19 protein-coding genes are annotated in these 18,112 nt (G+C 70.5%); 11 read left to right on the top strand and 8 right to left on the bottom strand.

The genetic code is table 11. The features are described 5' to 3' along the window. Window positions 1-180 precede the first annotated feature (180 nt). Window positions 181-2,343, top strand: a complete 2,163-nt coding sequence (locus tag E1285_RS22150) for a transposase (protein WP_132155031.1) — start codon at window positions 181-183, stop codon at window positions 2,341-2,343. Here the strand turns inward: E1285_RS22150 and E1285_RS22145 are convergent. Continuing rightward, complete coding sequence (locus E1285_RS22145) at window positions 2,340-2,615, bottom strand: hypothetical protein (protein WP_132155029.1); 276 nt, start codon at window positions 2,613-2,615, stop codon at window positions 2,340-2,342. The genes E1285_RS22150 and E1285_RS22145 overlap by 4 nt on opposite strands. A gap of 252 nt (window positions 2,616-2,867) precedes the next feature. On the opposite strand from E1285_RS22145, the gene metG reads away from it, so the two are divergent. Together metG and E1285_RS22135 are read left to right on the top strand one after the other, a co-directional pair. Beyond that, complete coding sequence (metG, locus tag E1285_RS22140) at window positions 2,868-4,328, top strand: methionine--tRNA ligase (RefSeq protein ID WP_132155027.1); 1,461 nt, start codon at window positions 2,868-2,870, stop codon at window positions 4,326-4,328. 94 nt (window positions 4,329-4,422) lie between these two features. Beyond that, complete coding sequence (locus E1285_RS22135) at window positions 4,423-6,081, top strand: catalase (RefSeq protein ID WP_132155025.1); 1,659 nt, start codon at window positions 4,423-4,425, stop codon at window positions 6,079-6,081. Here the strand turns inward: E1285_RS22135 and E1285_RS22130 are convergent. Both E1285_RS22130 and E1285_RS22125 read right to left on the bottom strand, forming a co-directional pair. Beyond that, a complete protein-coding gene (locus E1285_RS22130) occupies window positions 6,078-6,530 on the bottom strand; it encodes a hypothetical protein (protein ID WP_132155023.1) in 453 nt (150 codons plus the stop codon). The two genes, E1285_RS22135 and E1285_RS22130, sit on opposite strands and share 4 nt — an antisense overlap. A 122-nt stretch (window positions 6,531-6,652) precedes the next feature. Beyond that, entirely contained in the window at window positions 6,653-7,780 is a 1,128-nt protein-coding gene (locus tag E1285_RS22125; RefSeq protein WP_132155021.1) for a pyridoxal-phosphate dependent enzyme, read from the bottom strand. Window positions 7,781-7,868: 88 nt separating this feature from the next. Here E1285_RS22125 and E1285_RS22120 point away from each other — a divergent pair, with 88 nt between their 5' ends. From E1285_RS22120 to E1285_RS45710, 3 genes are all read left to right on the top strand, one after another. Next, window positions 7,869-8,777, top strand: coding sequence for a LysR substrate-binding domain-containing protein (locus E1285_RS22120; protein WP_132155019.1), 909 nt, complete (start codon window positions 7,869-7,871; stop codon window positions 8,775-8,777). Between the two features lie 268 nt (window positions 8,778-9,045). Further along, entirely contained in the window at window positions 9,046-9,324 is a 279-nt protein-coding gene (locus E1285_RS22115; RefSeq protein ID WP_207946736.1) for a hypothetical protein, read from the top strand. Window positions 9,325-9,350: 26 nt separating this feature from the next. After that, complete coding sequence (locus tag E1285_RS45710) at window positions 9,351-9,494, top strand: hypothetical protein (protein WP_165966700.1); 144 nt, start codon at window positions 9,351-9,353, stop codon at window positions 9,492-9,494. A gap of 54 nt (window positions 9,495-9,548) precedes the next feature. Here E1285_RS45710 and E1285_RS22110 read toward each other — a convergent pair whose 3' ends face one another. Beyond that, window positions 9,549-9,767, bottom strand: a complete 219-nt coding sequence (locus E1285_RS22110) for a hypothetical protein (protein WP_132155017.1) — start codon at window positions 9,765-9,767, stop codon at window positions 9,549-9,551. A gap of 130 nt (window positions 9,768-9,897) precedes the next feature. Here E1285_RS22110 and E1285_RS22105 point away from each other — a divergent pair, with 130 nt between their 5' ends. The 3 genes from E1285_RS22105 to E1285_RS46695 all read left to right on the top strand — a co-directional run bounded on the left by E1285_RS22105 (window position 9,898) and on the right by E1285_RS46695 (window position 13,769). Further along, complete coding sequence (locus E1285_RS22105) at window positions 9,898-10,656, top strand: MerR family transcriptional regulator (RefSeq protein ID WP_243722968.1); 759 nt, start codon at window positions 9,898-9,900, stop codon at window positions 10,654-10,656. A 90-nt stretch (window positions 10,657-10,746) separates the two neighbouring features. Beyond that, the gene (locus E1285_RS22100) at window positions 10,747-12,519 is read left to right on the top strand and encodes a prolyl oligopeptidase family serine peptidase (RefSeq protein WP_132155013.1); all 1,773 of its coding nucleotides are present in this window, start codon (window positions 10,747-10,749) and stop codon (window positions 12,517-12,519) included. Between the two features lie 221 nt (window positions 12,520-12,740). Next, the gene (locus tag E1285_RS46695; RefSeq protein WP_207946735.1) at window positions 12,741-13,769 is read left to right on the top strand and encodes a hypothetical protein; all 1,029 of its coding nucleotides are present in this window, start codon (window positions 12,741-12,743) and stop codon (window positions 13,767-13,769) included. A 12-nt stretch (window positions 13,770-13,781) separates the two neighbouring features. On the opposite strand, the gene E1285_RS22090 is transcribed toward E1285_RS46695, so the two are convergent. Then, window positions 13,782-14,450, bottom strand: a complete 669-nt coding sequence (locus tag E1285_RS22090; protein WP_132155011.1) for a TetR family transcriptional regulator — start codon at window positions 14,448-14,450, stop codon at window positions 13,782-13,784. A 174-nt stretch (window positions 14,451-14,624) separates the two neighbouring features. Next, window positions 14,625-15,899 carry an aspartate kinase gene (locus E1285_RS22085; protein ID WP_132155009.1) on the bottom strand — a complete coding sequence of 425 codons (1,275 nt, stop codon included), beginning with the start codon at window positions 15,897-15,899 and terminating at the stop codon, window positions 14,625-14,627. Between the two features lie 199 nt (window positions 15,900-16,098). Here E1285_RS22085 and E1285_RS22080 point away from each other — a divergent pair, with 199 nt between their 5' ends. Continuing rightward, window positions 16,099-16,455 carry a hypothetical protein gene (locus E1285_RS22080; protein ID WP_132155007.1) on the top strand — a complete coding sequence of 119 codons (357 nt, stop codon included), beginning with the start codon at window positions 16,099-16,101 and terminating at the stop codon, window positions 16,453-16,455. A gap of 194 nt (window positions 16,456-16,649) precedes the next feature. Beyond that, a complete protein-coding gene (locus E1285_RS22075; protein ID WP_132155005.1) occupies window positions 16,650-16,955 on the top strand; it encodes a hypothetical protein in 306 nt (101 codons plus the stop codon). Here E1285_RS22075 and E1285_RS22070 read toward each other — a convergent pair. Beyond that, complete coding sequence (locus E1285_RS22070) at window positions 16,949-17,497, bottom strand: DUF5063 domain-containing protein (RefSeq protein ID WP_132155003.1); 549 nt, start codon at window positions 17,495-17,497, stop codon at window positions 16,949-16,951. The two genes, E1285_RS22075 and E1285_RS22070, sit on opposite strands and share 7 nt — an antisense overlap. After that, window positions 17,490-18,089 (bottom strand): recombination mediator RecR, encoded by a 600-nt coding sequence (gene recR / locus E1285_RS22065; RefSeq protein WP_132155001.1) that lies wholly within the window; start codon window positions 18,087-18,089, stop codon window positions 17,490-17,492. Before recR ends, E1285_RS22070 begins: the two co-directional genes overlap by 8 nt. Window positions 18,090-18,112: the final 23 nt, after the last annotated feature.

Genomic DNA, 18,112 nt, shown 5'->3' with positions numbered 1-18,112 from the left:
GTGCGGGCGGGACCTGTCGCGTGGGCGGTTACCGTCGGACTTCGATTGCGTGTTCGAAGATCGTGACTTAATGTATCCACCATGATGCAGTCCGCAGCCGATCGTGCGAGTGGCGCCCTCACCGTCTCTGCCGTCGGCGGGGCTGTGGCCGGGGCTGTGTCTGAGGTTGTGGGCAGACCGGTGGACGAGGCCCAGGCCGCCGGGCGGCGGTTCCGGGGGAGGAACAAGGCTCCGGCGTGGCGGCGTCCGGCCGATGGGCCGGTGACGGTGGTGCGGTTGCGGCTGGTGCCGGACCCGGCGGCGCGGCATCGGCTGGAGCAGTTGTTCGAGGCGGCGTGGAGTCTGAAGCGGGCGTTGCGGCGCGATGGCCGGGCCCGTGCGCTGGCCTACCGGGCCGGGCACCGCCCCCGCAGCACCCCGCAGGAGGCCAAGCAGTGGCGGGTGCGGCTGGGGTTGTCGCGGGACGCGCTGGAGCGTGCCGGGTACCGGCATCTGGACGCTTCGGGGCATCTGCGGCATCACCTGTCCAAGGCGGTGGCCATGCACATCGCCGACGAGGTGTGGTGCGGGCTGGAACGGCATCTGTTCGCCGACGCGTCGGGGCGCCGCCAGGGTGTGCCCAAGGCGGGGTCGTGGTGGGGGTTCACCCGGATCCCGGGCCGAGCCCGTTCGCACACCACGCCCCGCAAGTGGGAGACGTTCCGGGTGCACGGCACCCTGGCCGGGCACCTGGCCGCCCACCGGGTGCCCGGCCTGCCCGAGGGCTTCACTCCCCAGGAGGCGGCGGCATTGCCGCCGGGAGCCGGTGTGCTGGCCCAGCCCCGCACGATGCCGGTCGCGTCGGCGCCCCGTAGCCGGGGCGGGAAGGGGGTGTGGTGGGAGTATGACGGGCCGTTGACGCTGGTGTATGCGGGTGGCCCGGACGGGTGCCGGGGTGATCTGGTGGTGCCGGTGCGGCTGCCGCAGGGTGCGGGCCAGTGGCCGCACCTGCTGCACACCCTGAGCGATCCCGAGGCGTTCCACAAGGTCGACCTGGTGCGCCGCCGCGATCCGGCGGAGCCGGGCGGGTGGGTGTACGAGGCGCACCTGATGGTCCTGGCACCCGCCTACATCGCGCCGTCGACGGCCGGGCGGCGGGCCCAGGCCCCAACAGGCCGCCGGGGCGGGGTGGACGGCAACGTCTCCAACCTCGCCGTGGTCTCGGCCCCCGCCGAACCGGTCCCTGCCGGAGGGGTTGTCGCCGCGGCGTCGCCGCACACGGCGATGGTCTCCCCGGGCGTGGTCTCCTCGAAGGTGAGGATGCCGCCCGACGAGCGGGACCGCATCGCCCGGCGGGAGCGTAAACGGCGAGGCCGGCAGCGGGCGCTGGAACGCTCGCGCCGCGCGTCCAACACCGCTCAGTACGAACTCGGCAAACGCCAGCGCAAACGCCAGCGCCGCCGCCAAGCCGCCGGACTGCCCCCCAAACAGGTCACAGTGCCCGCCGGGCCGCGCATCGCCCGCGCTAACGGCACACCCCGCCGCTCCCACCACCGCGACACCCTCTCGAACACCTACCGGCGGCTACGCGCCCGCGACGCAGCCGCCGCACAACGCACCACCCAATCCCGCCGCACCCGCGCCCGGCACACCGCCGGGCAGATCGTCGCCGTGCACGGCCCGAACCTGGTGGTTGAGGACTGCGACATCAGCGGCTGGTTCCGGCTGTGGGGACGGGCCTGCGCCCGGTTCACTCCCGGCATGCTCATCACCGCCTTGGAGGGCGAATGCACCAAGACGGGCGGGCGGCTGCTGCGGGCGGCCACCCGCACCACCGCCCTGTCCCAGCACTGCCCGTGCGGACGCCGCGTCCCCAAACACCTCGGTGTCCGCGTCCACCACTGCCCAATCGCCGACGGCGGCTGCGGGCTCACCGGCGATCGTGACCTCATCTCCGCCGCCCTCGCCGCCTTCACCCACCTGCACGATCCCGACGACCCGTCCACCGCACGGGTGGACTACCAAACCTCCCGCCGCGTGCTGTGCGCGGGCGGGCCAGGGCTGCCTGGAGCCCTGACCGAGTCAACCGCACCCATCCCCACACCCAGCACCGGCACCCGAGCCGGTGCCGGGACGGGGAACGCGGCAGCCATTCCGGCCAAACCCCGCCGCCGCACACCACGGCGGCGGAACCGGCGGGCGGCCTCTGCTCGGCAAACCCGGACCAGTACGGCGCCGACCCCGGATGAACCACCCCCACCCACCACACCGGCGGGCGAGGCAATGGTCACGCCGGACAGACACCGACCACGAATCCGACTGTTCAACAAACCCCCACCACGGGACTTGTTCAACAGGCCTTAGAACCAGCAGGGACCCGTTCCCCAGGCCCACGCCCACTCCCATGGGAGCAGGAGGTGGATGCGACAGTGCAGGTTGCCCCAGACGATGTAGGGCCCGCTTTCGTCCCACCCGATGTCACCCATGTTCTCCTCCACCGCTGCCTGGAGAGGAGCGGGAAGTTGCTGGATGACGCTCTCGGGAACCTGACGGTCGCTCTCCGGCGCCGGTGCCGCCTGCGCCGGGACCGCGGTCAAGGTCAGCGCACCGGTCAGGGCCAGGGACCCCACTGCCATGCTCAGTTTCCTCATGCGCCGATTCTGAACTCGCGGGCCGCCGGTGTCTTGTCACCTTGCCAACAAAAACTGGCAAGGTTTGGCCCCGCCGGTCTCGTGGCCGGCTGGCTAGACTCGTGGGCGTGAGGACGTTCGCAGGTCAGGTGATGATGCCCCGCTCGCGGGGCCGCTGACGCGCGACGACGTTCTTCGAGGCCCTGTTCGCGGGGCCTCTTCTCGTTTCTGGGGCTCCGGTCTTTCTGGAGGTTCCCAATGGGTTCTTACATCACCACGACCATTCCGTACGTGAACGCGCGCCCGCATCTGGGATTCGCGCTCGAACTCGTACAGGCGGACGTCCTCGCCAGGCATCGGCGGCGCGACGGGGCCGTCCGGTTCCAGGCGGGGACGGACGACAACTCGCTGAAGAACGTGCTGGCCGCCGAAGCAGCCGGTGAAGCCGTCCAGGAGTACGTCGACCGGCTCGCCGCCGAATTCGTCGGACTGGCCGGTCCGTTGTCGCTGTCGGTGGACGACGTCATCCGCACCAGCCGCGATCCGCGGCACCGCACCGGAGTCGAACGGCTGTGGCGGGCATGCGCCGAGTCCGGAGATCTGTATCGGCGGCATTACGAGGGGCTGTACTGCGTCGGGTGCGAGCAGTTCTACGGCGAGGGCGAACTGGTCGACGGACTGTGTCCCGAACACGGCACCGTTCCGCAGCAGGTCTCCGAGGAGAACTGGTTCTTCCGCCTGTCCCGGTACGCCGGGAGGCTGCACGACCTCATCAGCGGCAGCGGTTTGCGCATAGAACCGGCTGAGCGGCGCAACGAGGTGCTCTCGTTCATCGCGGGCGGTCTGGAGGACTTCTCCGTTTCGCGGTCGGTCGAGCGTGCGCGGGGCTGGGGAATCCCCGTGCCCGACGACCCCGACCAGGTCATCTACGTGTGGTGGGATGCGCTCGGCAACTACATCACCGCTCTCGACTACGGGCGTGACGGTGCCGACTTCGAGCGATGGTGGGCGGGGGACGGCCGTCGCGTGCATCTCGCCGGCAAGGGCGTGCTGCGGTTTCACGCGGTGTACTGGCCGGCGATGCTGCTTTCCGCCGGGCTGCCGCTGCCGGACGAGATCCTGGTGCACGGGTATCTCACGGCGAACGGACGGAAAATCAGCAAGTCGGCGGGCGTCACCGTCGATCCCGTCGCGCTCGTCCAGGACTACGGAGTGGACGCCGTGCGGTGGTGGCTGCTCCGGGAAGTGCCCAAAGCGGGAGACGCCGACTTCACCGTCGAGCGGCTGGTTTCGCGGGCGAACGACGAACTGGCAAACGGGCTCGGCAACCTGGTGAATCGGGTCGTATCGATGGTCCATCGGTATCGGGACGGCGTCGTTCCTGCCTGCGAAGCTCCCGGAGAGCTCGGCGAGCTATGCCGCGAGGCGCCAGACCTCGTCGACGCCGCGCTGGACGATTTCGACTTCCGGCGGGCGACCTCCGCGGTCTGGAGAATCGTTGATGAGGCCAATCGCTACATCAACCGCGTCCGTCCCTGGGAACTGGCCAAGGCGGAAGACCCGCGGCTGGACGGCGTCCTCGCCGAACTGGTGAACGCGTGCCGGGCCGTCGCCGGCGCGCTGGAGCCGTTCCTGCCCGATGCCGCGGGCCGCGTCGCGCGGCAGTGCGCCGGTGAGCCGCTTCCGCCGCCGTCTCCGCTGTTCCGCCGTCTCGGCTGACGCCGTCTCGGCTGGCGGCGCGTTTACCCGATGGGGACGTTGGCTTGCTCTCCTCTCGGGTAGGGCCTCTGAACTACCGAGAGGAGTGTCTGTCGTGACGGACGTTTCGAGCAGGGGGCCGCAGCCGGGGGACGAGCGTCCGGTGCTCACCAACCGCCAGGGCCACCCGGTCTACGACAACCAGAACCAGCGCACGGTGGGCTCCAGGGGCCCGGCGACGCTGGAGAACTATCAGTTCCTGGAGAAGATCAGCCATTTCGACCGTGAGCGCATCCCGGAGCGCGTCGTCCACGCGCGGGGCGTGACGGCGTACGGGTTCTTCGAGGCGTACGGGAAATGGGGCGACGAGCCGATCGCGACGTTCACCCGCGCGAAACTGTTCCAGGAGCAGGGGAAACGCACGCCGATCGCGCTGCGGTTCTCCACGGTCATCGGCGGGCGCGACTCGGCCGAGACGGCCCGCGACCCGCGCGGTTTCGCCATCAAGTTCTACACCGAGGACGGCAACTGGGACCTCGTCGGGAACAACCTCGCGGTCTTCTTCATCCGCGACGCCATCAAGTTCCCGGACGTCATCCACGCCCTCAAGCCGGACCCGGTGACGTTCCGCCAGGAACCGGCGCGGATCTTCGACTTCATGTCGCAGACACCGGAGTCGATGCACATGCTGGTCAACCTCTTCAGCCCGCGCGGGATCCCCGCCGATTACCGGCACATGCAGGGTTTCGGGGTTAACACCTACAAGTGGGTAAACGGGGCGGGCGACACGAAGCTCGTCAAGTACCACTGGATGCCCAAGCAGGGCGTCCGGAGCATGACGGAGGAGGACGCGGCGGCGGTGCAGGCCGGCGACCTCGGGCATGCCACCAGGGATCTGCGCGACGCCATCGACCGGGGCGACTTCCCGGAATGGGAGCTCGTCGTCCAGATGATGGACGACCACGAGCATCCGGAACTCGACTTCGACCCGCTCGACGACACGAAGGTATGGCCGGAGAACGAGTTCCCCCCGATGCCGGTGGGGCGGATCGTCCTGGACAGGAACGTCGAGAACAACTTCGCCGAGAACGAGCAGATCTCGTTCGGCACGGGCGTCCTGGTGGACGGCCTCGACTTCTCCGACGACAAGATGCTCGTCGGCCGGACGTTCTCCTACAGCGACACCCAGCGCCACCGGGTCGGGCCGAACTACCTGCAACTGCCCGTCAACCAGGCCAAGCACACGCAGGTACAGACGAACCAGCGTGACGGAGAGATGGCGTACTACGTCGATTCGGGCGGCGCGAATCCGCACGTCAATTACGAGCCGTCGATCACGGGCGGCCTGCGGGAAGGGCAGTATCCGACGCACGACGAGCAGGGTCCCGAAGTACGGGGGCGGCTCACCCGCATGCGCATCGCGCGGCCGAACGACTACAAGCAGGCGGGCCAGCGCTACCGGCTGCTGGAGGACTGGGAGCGCGACGACCTGGTGGGCAATTTCGTGGCGCTGATCTCGCAGTGCGCGCGTCCCGTCCAGGAGCGGATGGTCTGGCATTTCCTGCTGGCCGAGGACGACCTCGGGCTGCGCGTCGGCGAGGGACTCGGCATCGGCCCGGACGACGTCGGGCACCTCGATCCGCTACCGGGCCAGGACCTTTCCGACGAGGACCGGCAGCGGCTCGGGAACCTCGGCAAGAACGGGCCGCGGGACGTCGGCGGCCTGAAGATGACCCACTGCGTCCCGAACGAAAGGGCCGTCCACAAGCATTAGTTCTCGGTGAGGAGAGCGTGGAGGCGGCGGTCCATTTCGGGTCGCATGGCCTGGCAGTGGCCGTCGACCGCCGCCTCGACGATCTCGCCCTCGGCGGTGAACGCGGTCTCCATGACCGTGACGTACTCGGTCGTGGGCGGGTAGAGCCGGGCGGCGGCGCTGGCCGTCCGGCGGACGACGACGCGGGCGCCGGTGCGCACCGCGCACTCGAAATGGTGGATCTCATGGCCGGCGCGGGCCTCGCTGGCCCCGAGGTCGCGGAACGAGTCGAGCACGGCGGTCTTGTCGTGGGCGCCGAGGTAGCCGGACAGGGCGTCCCGGACGAGCGCCAGCACGGCATGGGTCCGCAGATGCGTGTAGGCGGGGACGCGCGCGGTGATCTCGCCGACCACCTCGGCGATGATCTCGTCGAGGCGCTCGGTGAGGAACTGCTCCAACTCGGGCTTCATGGGACGTCTCCCATTTCGTTGGCGCATGGGCGCAATGGGGGCATGTTACCGGCGCGTAGGCGCGATGTGTTCCCTTATTCCCACAAGTCCTTGGCGCGACACCGGTCGGCCCCTCCCGCCCGTCAAGCCGGGTTGGCGGCCGAGCCTTCCGTGCTGAGCAGGACGATCGTCCCTGCGTGCTCTGGAGCGACGCTTGAGCGGCGGTGAAGTGTCAGGGCGGCGCGGGCACCGGCCAGGGAGGCGGCCCCGCAAGGTCCTGCGGAGACACCGAGGGCGGCCAGGTCGCTACCGGCTCGGGCGGCGTCCGCATCGGTGACCGCTACGGCCGCGTCCACGCCCGAGCGGAGGACCGGCCAAGCGAGGCTGGACGGTGTAGCGCAGTTGAGCCCCGCCATGGTCGTCGTTCCGGTCTCGATGGTGAGCGGACGGTCGTGGTGGAGGCTTGCCAGCACACAAGGGGCGGCATCGGATTCCACGCACAGAACGGTGGGCGCGGACCGTCCAGACCTGTAGTGGGTTACAGCGGCCTGGGCCAGCGACCCCACCCCGACTGGGACGGCGACAAGACCCGCCGGGTCGGCGCCAGCAGCGACGAGTTGTTCGTCGATTTCGGTGAAGAGGGTGGAGTAGCCGTCGACGATCCACTGCGGGACGCGTTCGTACCCAGGCCACGCGGTGTCCTGGACGAGCAGCGCCGACGGGTCGGAGGCCGCCGTGTCCGCCGCGACCCGCACCGCCTCGTCGTAAGGCGCGGGCACCTCCGTGACTCCCGCCCCCTCCTCCTTGATCGCGGCCACGGCGGCGGGGTGGACGCCCGACGGGACGAAGACGTCCGCGGTGAGCCCGAGGAGGCGGGCCATGGCGGCGACCGCGCGGCCGTGGTTGCCGTCCGTCGCCGTCACGAGCCGTACCGGCGGACCGTCGAACTCGCGCAGCCGCCCGCGCAGGCCGCCGGGCAGCGGGCCGGGCGGCAGGCCGTAGTGGTCGCAGAGCGCCCGGTGAACGCCCCACGAAGCGCCGAGGATCTTGAACGCGGGCAGCCCGAGGCGGGACGACTCGTCCTTCACGAACAGCCGCGCGGCGCCCAGTTCGGCGGCCGGCGACGGCAGTTCCACGAGCGGCGTCGGGGCGTAGCCGGGGAGCGTCCGGTGGAAGGACGCGACGTCGCCGGGGGCGGGCGGGCATGTCCACGCCCTGGCGGCCGGGCGGGCGAACCAGGACAGACCGAGCGAGGCGGGAGCCGTGACCATGGACGACACGCTTCCCCAGCCACCTTCGATCGGTCCAGCGAATGTTTCTGAGCGATAATCATCAGCTGAACCGATGAATGGGGGGCCCGTGCTGGATCTTCACCGGCTCCGGCTGCTTCGCGAGCTGAAGCATCGCGGGACGCTCGCCGCCGTCGCCGAGGCCCTCGCCTATAGCCCGTCGTCGATCTCGCAGCAGCTGTCCGTCCTGGAGAAGGAGGCGGGCGTTCCCCTGCTCGAACCGGTGGGGCGGCGCGTCAGGCTGACGGCCCAGGCCGAGATCCTCGTCGCGCACACCGAGGCCGTCCTGGAACGCCTCGAACGCGCGGAGGCCGACCTCGCCGCGTCCCTGCGCGATGTCACGGGGCGGGGCATCACGGGTGTCCTGCGCGTGGCCGCGTTCCAGACCGCCGCGCTCGCCCTCGTCCCGGACGCGCTCAGCGCGCTCCGCGAAGCCCATCCGCGGCTACGCGTCGAGATCACCCAGCGAGAGCCCGAGAGCGCACTCCCGGCCCTGCTCGCACGGGACTTCGACCTGGTCATCACCGAGGAGTACCCGGGTGACCCGGGCCCCCGCCCCGCCGGCCTGGAGTACGCGGAACTGGGCCAGGACGAACTCACCCTCGCCCTCCCGTCCCCCGCGTCGCAGGGAGCCGGGCTGCGGGAGGCGGCCGGGGCCGCGTGGGTCATGGAGCCGGAGGGGACCGCGTCCCGCCGGTGGGCGATGCGGCTCTGCCGCGCGGCGGGGTTCGAGCCGGACGTGCGGTTCGAGTCGACCGACCTGCTGCTGCATCTGCGGCTGGCCGAGCGCGGTCACGCCGCCGCGCTGCTGCCGGGGCTCGTGTGGGCGGGGCGTCCGCCGGCGGTTCCGGTCGTCCGGTTGCGGGAGCAGGACCGGGTCCGGCGCCTGTTCGCCGCGTCCCGCCGGGGAGGCGGCTCGCACCCCGCCGTCCGCGCCTTCCGGGACGCGCTCGCCGGCGGATTTGCGGAGCGGAGCTAGCCTGGAAGGCTGACGGCTCATAGCCGCCGCGCGCGACGCCCAGGCGCAATGCCCAGGTCACAGCCCCGAAGCCTGGGCGGGCCGAGACATAAGAGCTCGTTCCGTTCTGCTGAACGCCCCCCCATGCCGGAGGACCCCGGTCTACGGGTCTCCCCAGGGGATAAGTACACCCCGGATAGGGGTTTTCCCCTATGGCGATTAATTCGCCCGGCGGGCAGAGTCATATTCAGCAGCAGGGGAACGAGGTCCCCTCCGCAGGAAGAAGGCAATGATGTCGAACACGCCGCCCCCCACCTCGCTGAGCACCTCCGACCTGGCCGAGATCCTGTTCTGCTGCGGGCTGCAGGAATCCGACCGTCCCTCGGCCGAGCAGGTTCGCACGGCCATACACGACCGGTTCGGCGCCTGCGGAGGTGACCGCTCCGCCTGCCTCGCCATCGTCGCCCAGGAGGCGGGCGACCACCCGGAGAACTACCTCGCGCGGATGCGCTGGGCCCTCACCACGGTGTCCGAGGCCTACCGGCGCGAACTCACCACCGCAGCCTGACCGGCCCACGACAAGGGAGGAAGCCCATGCGTTCACAGTTCACCGACCGGCGCGAGGACATCGTCCCGCGTTCGCTCCGCGACCTGCTCGCCACCGAGGCGTCCCAGGCCGGGAACGAAAGGCGCCGCCGCCGACAACGCAAGACCATGACCGTCCGGCGCGTCACTTAGCCACCGCGCCCGGGCACCCCGCGCGGTCCGCCGGTCGACGGCGGACGTGCGGGGTCAGTGGCGCGTCTTCTTGCTCTTCGTCTTGCTCTTCTTCTTGGACTTGCTCCCGGACTCCCACTCGTACCCAGAGGTGTTGTTCTCGCAGTACCGGTCGGCGACCTTCCGGTCCGTCGCGTCGTGCTCACACCAGCGGTTGCTGCCACCGCAGGCGGTCAGCCCGGACGCGGCGACCAGGACGGTGAGCGCTAGGGCGACGGGGCGTTTCTTCGGCATGTTCGGCCTCTCTGCGGCTGCTGCGACCAAGACGATCGACGTGTCTCTGACGTGCGCGATCACGCAACGCGTTCCGCCGGAGCGTGATACGGGGCGTGACCGGCTCCGGACGCGAACTATGCTTGCGCCCGTGAGCGATGAGCCGACGGAGGATCAGGACGGCCACCCGGGCGGCGGCCGCGAGTACCGCATCGGCGAGCTCGCGAACGCCGCCGGAGTCCCGGTGCGGACGCTGCGCTACTACCAGGAGCGCAAGCTGCTCCCGCCGCCGCGCCGCGAGGGACGCATCGGCCTCTACTCCGAGGACCATCTGGCCCGCCTGCGCATGATCGGGAACCTGCTCGACCGCGGGCACACCCTCGAAGGCATCCGCGAGCTGCTGTCGGCGTGGGAACAGGGCCGCGACATCGGTACCGTCCTCGGCGTCGAGAAGGCCGTCACGACGCCGTGGTCCCAAGAGGTCCCGGTGACGATGACGCTGGACGAGCTCGCGGCGCTGTTCCCCGGCCAGGTCGACCCGAAGTCCGTGGAAAGGGCCATCGCCCTAGGCCACATCGAGGTGGACGGCGACCGTGTCACCCACTGGAGCCGCCGCCAGCTGGACGCGACGGTGACGCTCGTCCAGGCCGGGGTGCCTCTGGAAGAGGTCCTGTCGGCCGGGCAAGAACTCCAGCGCAGCATGGACGACCTCGCCGCGATGTTCATCCGGCTGATCGCGACGCACGTCGTCGGGCGCATCGACGACCAGGACCTCGGTGAGCTCACCGAGGTCCTCGCGCGGCTGCGGCCCGGCGCGCAGGTCACCGTCGAGGCGGGCTTCGCCCGCGCCATGGACCGGCAGGTCCGCGCCGCGATCGACCAGCTGCTCGGGCGGCTGACCGCCCCCTGAGCTGCGGGAACCCTGCGGTCTGTGATCGATTGGCAGCGGCTGGTCGTCGCGGTCCCCGCCGGAGGTCTGATCGGCCGTAATATCGGGCAGATGGTTGATGAGGAACGCTGGAAGGCGCGATTCCGGGCAGCCCGGATGAGCCTGCCCCGATGGGCGAGAGATGCCCCTAGCCACAGCATCTACAGATCGAACGCCACCGGAACGTGGGAGCTCTACACGTGGGACCGTGACACCGGCACGCAACGCCAGGTGACCGACCGGCCGAACGGCACCTGGATCGGCACCGTCGACCCGTCCGGCGAATGGGTGTGGTGGTTCGCCGACACCGACGGCGACGAGTTCGGCGTCTGGAAACGCGTCCCGTTCGACGCGGACGAAGGGGCGGAGAGCGAACCCGCCGTCCCCGAACTCGAACCGTCCTACCCGTCCGGGCTGTGCCTGGGGCGCACCGGTCTCGCCGTCGTCGGGCGGACGACCGACGACGGCAACACGATCCACCTGTGCCAGGCCGGCGCGGATCCCGAGGTCCTGTACCACCATGCCGAGGACGCGCACGTCGCCGCGCTGTCCCGCGGCGAGAGCCTGATCGCGATCGGGCACAGCGAGCACGGCGACAGCAGGCACATGGCGCTGCGCGTCGTGCGTCCCGACGGCGCCACGGTCGCCGACCTGTGGGACGGCCCCGGCAAGGGCGTCTACGCGGCGGGATTCGCCCCGGTCGAAGGGGATTCGCGCCTCCTCGTCAACCACGAGCGCCGGGGCCGGGACGAGATGCTGATCTGGGACCCGGTCATCGGCACCCAGCAGGAGATCACCCTCGACCTGCCCGGCGAGATCGGCGCCGGCTGGTACCCGGACGGGACCGCGCTGCTGGTCTCCCACTCCCACGAGGCGCGCGACGAGCTGTACCGGTACGACATCTCGGACAAGAGCCTGACCAGGATCAAGACGCCGCGCGGCGTGATCGGCGGGGCGGACGTCCGCCCGGACGGGACGGTCGAGTTCTCCTGGTCGTCCGCCGCCGAGCCGCCGGTGATCAGGTCCTCGTCGGGGGCGGTCGTCCTCACCCCGCCCGGACCCGCCGCTCCCCCGTCCGTCCCGGTCGAGGACGTGTGGGTGGACGGCCCCGCCGGCCGCATCCACGCGCTGGTCAGCAAGCCGGAGGGCGACCGGCCCTACCCGACGGTGTTCGACGTCCACGGCGGGCCGACCGCGCAGGACGACGACTCGTTCGCCGCGCCCGTCGCCGCCTGGGTCGACCACGGGTTCGCCGTCGTCCGCGTCAACTACCGGGGCTCCACCGGATACGGCTCGGAATGGCGCGACGCCATCGAGGGGCGTGTGGGGCTCACCGAACTCGAAGACATCAAGGCCGTCCGCGACTGGGCGGTGTCCAGCGGGCTCGCCGACCCGTCGCGGCTCGTGCTGACGGGCGGCTCGTGGGGCGGTTTCCTCACCCTGCTCGGCGTCGGCACGCAGCCGGACGACTGGAGCGTCGGCGTCGCGGGCGTCCCCGTCGCCGACTACGTCGCCGCCTACGAGGACGAGATGGAGGGCTTGCAGGCATTCGACCGGTCGCTGTTCGGCGGTTCCCCGGACGAGGTCCCGGACCGCTACCGCGAATCGTCCCCGATCACCTACGTCTCGAAGGTCAAGGCCCCGGTGATGATCCTCGCCGGGGAGAACGACCCGCGCTGCCCCATCCGGCAGATCGACAACTACCTCGGACGGCTCGACGAGCTGGGCCACCCGCACGAGATGTACCGGTACGACGCCGGTCACGGCTCCCTCGTCGTCGAGGAGCGAATCACCCAGATGGCCGCCGAAATCGGCTTTGCCCGCAAGCATCTCGGTATGTCGTGATCTTCCCGGGGACGGGCGGACGCACCGCCCGTCCCCGGGTTTACAAGATCGAATGCCGGGCATTTTCCCGACCGGCCGCTAGTGAGCATTGAACGTTCTCATCCGGACCGCCGCCACGGCCGTCGGCCGGCACGACCGGCGCGGATGGAAAGGTTCAACGAGCCGGTAAGGACCCGGCTCGCCCCCCGGCGCTCGACCATCGTCGATCTGGGGGGGATCACATGACACGGCTTCAGTACGCCCATGCCCGCGCCCGGCAGGCCCTCGGCCACCGAAAACCCGTGGCCCACGGCCCGGCGTTCCGGCTGACGGCCCTGATGACCGGCCTGGCCATCGCCACCACGACCCTTGCCGTCGCGAGTCCGCGCGCGTCCGCCGCAGAACGGGACGCGAAGCGCCGTCCCGCCTCGGGAGCCGTCGCGGACGCACGCACCGTGGCCGCGGCAGTGCCCGCCTCGAATCGCGACGCGTCCGCCGATCGGCCGGCGCTGCGCACGGGCTCCACCGCGCCGCCGGAACCGGAGCCGGAGAGGCCGGGCTCCATCCCGGCCGACGAACCGCCGCCCCTCCTGCACATCCCGGACCTGGGAATCACACCACAGGTCTTCCCGACACCGCCCGGCAGCGCGTCTCCGGACACCCCGCCCAAGGACACCACGCCCGGGGACACGGCGCCGGGCGACCCGGGACCCCAGGGGCCCGAGCCTCAGGTCGCCCCACCACCGGACGCAGCACCGCAGGGCGCCGAGCCGCAAGACGCCGCACCCAACGGTGCCGTCCCACCGGGTGCCGAGCCGCAGGAGGCCGCAGCCCCGGGGCTCGTCCTCCCGGACGGGGTGCCTCCCGGCATGCCCGAGTCGCGGCGGCTGGAGCAGGGGATCGCCAAGAAGGTCCTCCGCGGGAACGGGATCCGGTGGACCTCGACCGGCGGCTGCTCGAAGCGGAGCGGCACGACCTGCACGTCGTTCGAGAAGATCCGCTGGGGGACGGTCAAGGGCGTGATCCGCTTCGCGAAGTCGAGCGGCTGCGACGTCACGGTCACCGGCGGCACCGAGCGCGGCCACGCGAGCGGTGCCTACAGCCACTGGAACGGCTACAAGGCCGACATCGCGCCCACCCGCTGCGTCGACCGCGCGATCAAGCGCTTCCCGTCGGCCGGAGTCCGGGGGGACGGCGCCAAGCTCTACCGCTCACCGGGCGGCGTCCTGTTCGCCCGCGAGAAGGACCACTGGGACGTCACTTTCCGGTGAGCCCTTCCAGGGTCAGGCGCGGACCTCGCGGATGATGCCGACCAGTTCCCGGGTGACCGACTTGAAGCCCGGCATCCGCGACATCGACACCATGCGGTTGACCAGCGGGACCGTCCGCTCCACGAGCAGGTACGTCTTGCGGCAGCCCGGCGAGCTGTCATGCACCCAGTACAGGACGATGCCCATCGAATAGATCCACAGCAGCTCGGGCAGCTCCGCCCGGAACTCCTTGTCGATCTTCAGGTCGGAGCCGTCCACGACCTCGCGGTAGACCCGCACCGCCGACTCGCGGGCCGGGCCCGACTCGGCGCTGAACGGGTTGAGCGGGCTGGTCGGCTCGGCGGCGAACTTGAAGAACTTCCCGGCGAACTCGTGGTAGGGGACCATCGTGTCGACCCGGGCCTTCAGCACGCCGAGCAGCCGCCGCGAGAACTCCGTCTCCGCGTCCAGGACGGCCCGGCACGCGGCGACGTGCTCGTCCTGCAGCTCGTCGTAGTACGCCTGGATCAGCTCTTCCTTGGAGCCGAAGTAGTAGTAGGCGTTGCCGACCGAGACGCCCGCCTCCTTGGCGATCGCCCGCATCGTCGTAGCCTCGTAGCCGCGCTCCCTGAACAGCCGCAACGCCGTCACGACGATCAGGGACCGCGTCTGCTCGGACTTCACGGCCTTCGTCTCGGTCACGCATGCCAGCCTAAAGCCCGCCACGCCGTCCTGCTCATCCTGAGAAGTCCGGCGGCCAGCCGCCAGGCGACGGGCCCGGTGGCGCCAGGCGGCGGGTCCGGCGGCCACGAGCCCGGCGACCCGCGCGGCGTCCGGTCCCCTCGCGAAGGCCGCCGCCGCGCGTCTACGCCGGGGTCAGCGGCCGGTGCCGCCGTAGACGACGGCTTCGACCTGCTCGGCGTCGAGGTCGAAGGCGTGGTGCGCGGCGACGACGGAGGAGTCGATGTCGTCCTGGGCGACGACGACCGAGATCCGGATCTCCGACGTGGAGATCATCTCGATGTTCACCCCGGCGTCGGCGATCGCGCTGAACAGCTTGGCCGTGACGCCCGGGTGCGAACGCATCCCGGCACCGATCAGCGACACCTTGCCGATCCGGTCGTCGTAGCGGAGCGACTCGAACCCGATGCGCTCCTTCAGCTTGTTGAGCGCCGTCAGCGCGGTCTGCCCGTCGGTGGCCGGCAGCGTGAACGAGATGTCGGTGCGGCCGGTGGACGCCGCCGACACGTTCTGCACGATCATGTCGATGTTGATCTCGGCCTCGGACAGCACGGTGAAGATCGCGGCGGCCTCACCGACCTTGTCCGGCACCCCCACCACCGTGATCTTGGCCTCGCTCCGGTCGTGCGCGACCCCGGAGATGATCGCCTGCTCCATGTCGTGTCCTCCGATATCGCTGCTGTCGACGACCCACGTGCCCTCCTTCGTACTGAACGAGGACCGCACGTGGATCGGGATGTTGTAGCGGCGCGCGTACTCCACGCAGCGCAGATGCAGGATCTTCGCACCGTTCGCCGCCATCTCCAGCATCTCCTCGTAGGAGATCTTCGAAATCTTGTGGGCGGCCGGCACGATGCGCGGGTCGGCGGTGAAGACACCGTCGACATCGGAGTAGATCTCGCACACGTCGGCGTCCAGCGACGCCGCCAGCGCGACCGCGGTGGTGTCGGACCCGCCGCGGCCGAGCGTGGTGATGTCCTTGGTGCCCTGCGAGACGCCCTGGAAACCGGCCACGATGCAGATCGAGCCCTCGTCCAGCGCGGTGCGGATCCGTCCCGGCGTCACATCGATGATCTTGGCTTTGCCATGCGAGCCGTCGGTGATCACGCCGGCCTGGGAGCCGGTGAACGAGCGGGCCTCATGGCCCAGGTTCGCGATGGCCATGGCCAGCAGGGCCATCGAGATCCGCTCGCCCGCGGTGAGCAGCATGTCCAGCTCACGGCCCGGCGGCAGGGGACTGACCTGCTCGGCCATATCGATGAGATCATCCGTCGTGTCACCCATGGCGGACACGACGACGACGACGTCGTTGCCCGCCTTCCGCGTCGCGACGATGCGCTGGGCGACCCGCTTGACGCCATCGGCGTCGGCGACGGAGGAGCCACCGTACTTCTGCACGATTAGAGCCACGAGTGGGCGCTCCTCGAATCGGGGTCAGGCGTACCGAACGAAGAGTCTATCGAGCCTGGACAAGCGACTTACGGTCAGGTAACTCGCTCGGGCGGTATGGTTCCCACTTCAACGTCCCGGACGCACGGGCGGACGCGCTCGTCCGGCCGCCGCGGCAGCGGAGCGTCCGACCCCCCGATCCCCCTTCACAAGGAGTGTCATGGCCGATTCCGTCAAGCTTCAGGTGACCGGCACGCCCGATCAGGTCCGCCCCCTGCTGGAGCAGGCGCTGCAGCCCGAGGGCTTCCGTTTCACGTGGGAGAACCCCGCGGAGGCCATCGTCGAGAAGGGCAGCCGCACCAAGGCGATGCTCCTCGGGGCGTTCGGCACCCACTACAAGTACCGCATCATCCTCCGCCCGCAGCAGGACGGCAGCCTGGTCGTCGACGCCGGCCTCGCCACGACCGGCATGTCCGGCGGCGCCGTCGGCGTCGCCAAGGTCCGCAAGAAGCTCGACGAGGTCGGCCGCGTCATGGTCACCGCCTTCCAGAACTCCGGCACCCTGATCAGCGCCTGAGCTGACGGCCCCCTCTCGCCGGACGCACCGGCTCCCCCGCACGGAACGAAGTCACGGCGTCGAACGCCGGCGGACCACCTGCGGGCGGGGTGAAGCGTCTACGTAACGGCAGGGGTTGGCGGGATGGCGTGGTTCATCTCGTCCACCCGTGATCCGTTGCGTCCGCGCCATGCCCCGGCGGGGCGTGCGCGGCGGTGACCGAGCTGATGGGAGAGCTGATGGCCGAACTGCCGCGCGTCCGCAGAGGGCCGCTGGATTCGTTGTACGCGGCGCTGCGGCGGCGGGCTCCGCAGATCGCCGCGACGCGTCCGGACCGCGAGGACGCCGGGCTGCGCGTCGGATACCGGGGGCAGACCGCCACGGTCATCTGGGACGGCGAGCTCGGATCGTTCGCGTGGGAGTCCGAGGCGGGCGGGCAGATCGGCTCGGACGCCGAGAAGGCCGCCGAGGTGATCGCGTGGACGATGGGCGCGCCGGTCAATCCCGGCGCGCCCTACTGAGCGGCGGCGACTTCGGGGGCGACGTCCAGACGGGCGTTGGCGACGAAGGCGTGCAGGGCGCGCAGCGCCGCGCCGGCGTGGTTGCCCCAGTGGTTGAAGTAGGAGTACTGCCACCACCACAGGGCTTCCAGGGGACGGTCCTGCTGGTAGTGGCGCAGCCCGTGGACGAGGTCGCTGGCGACGTCGACCAGGTCGTCCGACAGGCGGTAGGACGTCGGTTCGGTGTCCTTGTAGGGGTCGAAGACCTCGACGTACTCGTCCAGGGCCACGAGGCGCTCGGACAGGCCCTGCCGGACGGCGTCGAGGTCGGGGTCGTCGCCGACCTCCGGCTCCCAGTTGTCGGGGAGGATCACGTCGGCGCTGGCACCGAGCTGCGCGCCGGCCAGGATGACCTGCGACACCTCCAGCAGGAGCAACGGGATGGTGTGCGTGCCCCCGTCGCCGCGGGCGACGGCCTCCAGGCCGCTCAGGTAGTTGTCGACATGGCACGCCACGCGTTCGGCGAGGGCGTTCCAGTCCTGCGGGCTGTTGGTGTCAGACATCGAGCAGCCTCCGTCCTTCGAATGCGCGGCCAAGCGTCACCTCGTCGGCGTACTCGAGGTCGCCACCCACCGGCAGGCCGCTGGCCAGACGGGTGACGGTGAGCCCCATGGGCTTGACGAGCCGGGCGAGATACGTCGCCGTCGCCTCGCCCTCCAGGTTGGGGTCGGTGGCGAGGATCAGCTCGGTCACCGCCCCGTCCGCGAGGCGCTGCATCAGCTCACGGATGCGCAGGTCGTCCGGGCCGACACCCTCGATGGGGCTGATCGCGCCGCCGAGCACGTGGTAGCGGCCGCGGAACTCACGGGTCTTCTCGATCGCGACGACGTCCTTGGACTCCTCGACGACGCAGATGATGTGGGGATCGCGGCGCGTGTCACGGCAGATCCGGCACTCCTCCTCCTCCGCGACGTTCCCGCACGTCCCGCAGAAGCGGACCTTGTCCTTGACCTCCTTGAGCGCCTTGCCGAGACGCTCGACGTCGGCCGGGTCGGCGGCGAGAAGGTGGAAGGCGATCCGCTGCGCGCTCTTGGGGCCGACGCCGGGCAGCCTGCCCAGCTCGTCGATGAGGTTCTGGACCACCCCTTCGTACAACGGACCCCTCCTTTCTGTGTACC

The sequence above is a fragment of the Actinomadura sp. 7K507 genome (assembly GCF_004348425.1).
GTDB lineage: Bacteria > Actinomycetota > Actinomycetes > Streptosporangiales > Streptosporangiaceae > Spirillospora.
The sequence above is the reverse complement of the archived record's forward strand: the minus strand, read 5'-3'. Positions and strand labels throughout refer to the sequence as shown.

Coding starts and splice junctions, on each gene's coding strand:
- E1285_RS45710 (WP_165966700.1), top strand. CDS start 9,351: ATGCGTTCACAGTTCACCGACCGGCGCGAGGACATCGTCCCGCGTTCG.
- E1285_RS22110 (WP_132155017.1), bottom strand. CDS start 9,767: ATGCCGAAGAAACGCCCCGTCGCCCTAGCGCTCACCGTCCTGGTCGCC.
- E1285_RS22130 (WP_132155023.1), bottom strand. CDS start 6,530: ATGAAGCCCGAGTTGGAGCAGTTCCTCACCGAGCGCCTCGACGAGATC.
- E1285_RS22080 (WP_132155007.1), top strand. CDS start 16,099: ATGGCCGATTCCGTCAAGCTTCAGGTGACCGGCACGCCCGATCAGGTC.
- E1285_RS22125 (WP_132155021.1), bottom strand. CDS start 7,780: ATGGTCACGGCTCCCGCCTCGCTCGGTCTGTCCTGGTTCGCCCGCCCG.
- metG (WP_132155027.1), top strand. CDS start 2,868: ATGGGTTCTTACATCACCACGACCATTCCGTACGTGAACGCGCGCCCG.
- E1285_RS22070 (WP_132155003.1), bottom strand. CDS start 17,497: ATGTCTGACACCAACAGCCCGCAGGACTGGAACGCCCTCGCCGAACGC.
- E1285_RS46695 (WP_207946735.1), top strand. CDS start 12,741: ATGACACGGCTTCAGTACGCCCATGCCCGCGCCCGGCAGGCCCTCGGC.
- E1285_RS22145 (WP_132155029.1), bottom strand. CDS start 2,615: ATGGCAGTGGGGTCCCTGGCCCTGACCGGTGCGCTGACCTTGACCGCG.
- E1285_RS22100 (WP_132155013.1), top strand. CDS start 10,747: ATGGTTGATGAGGAACGCTGGAAGGCGCGATTCCGGGCAGCCCGGATG.
- E1285_RS22115 (WP_207946736.1), top strand. CDS start 9,046: ATGATGTCGAACACGCCGCCCCCCACCTCGCTGAGCACCTCCGACCTG.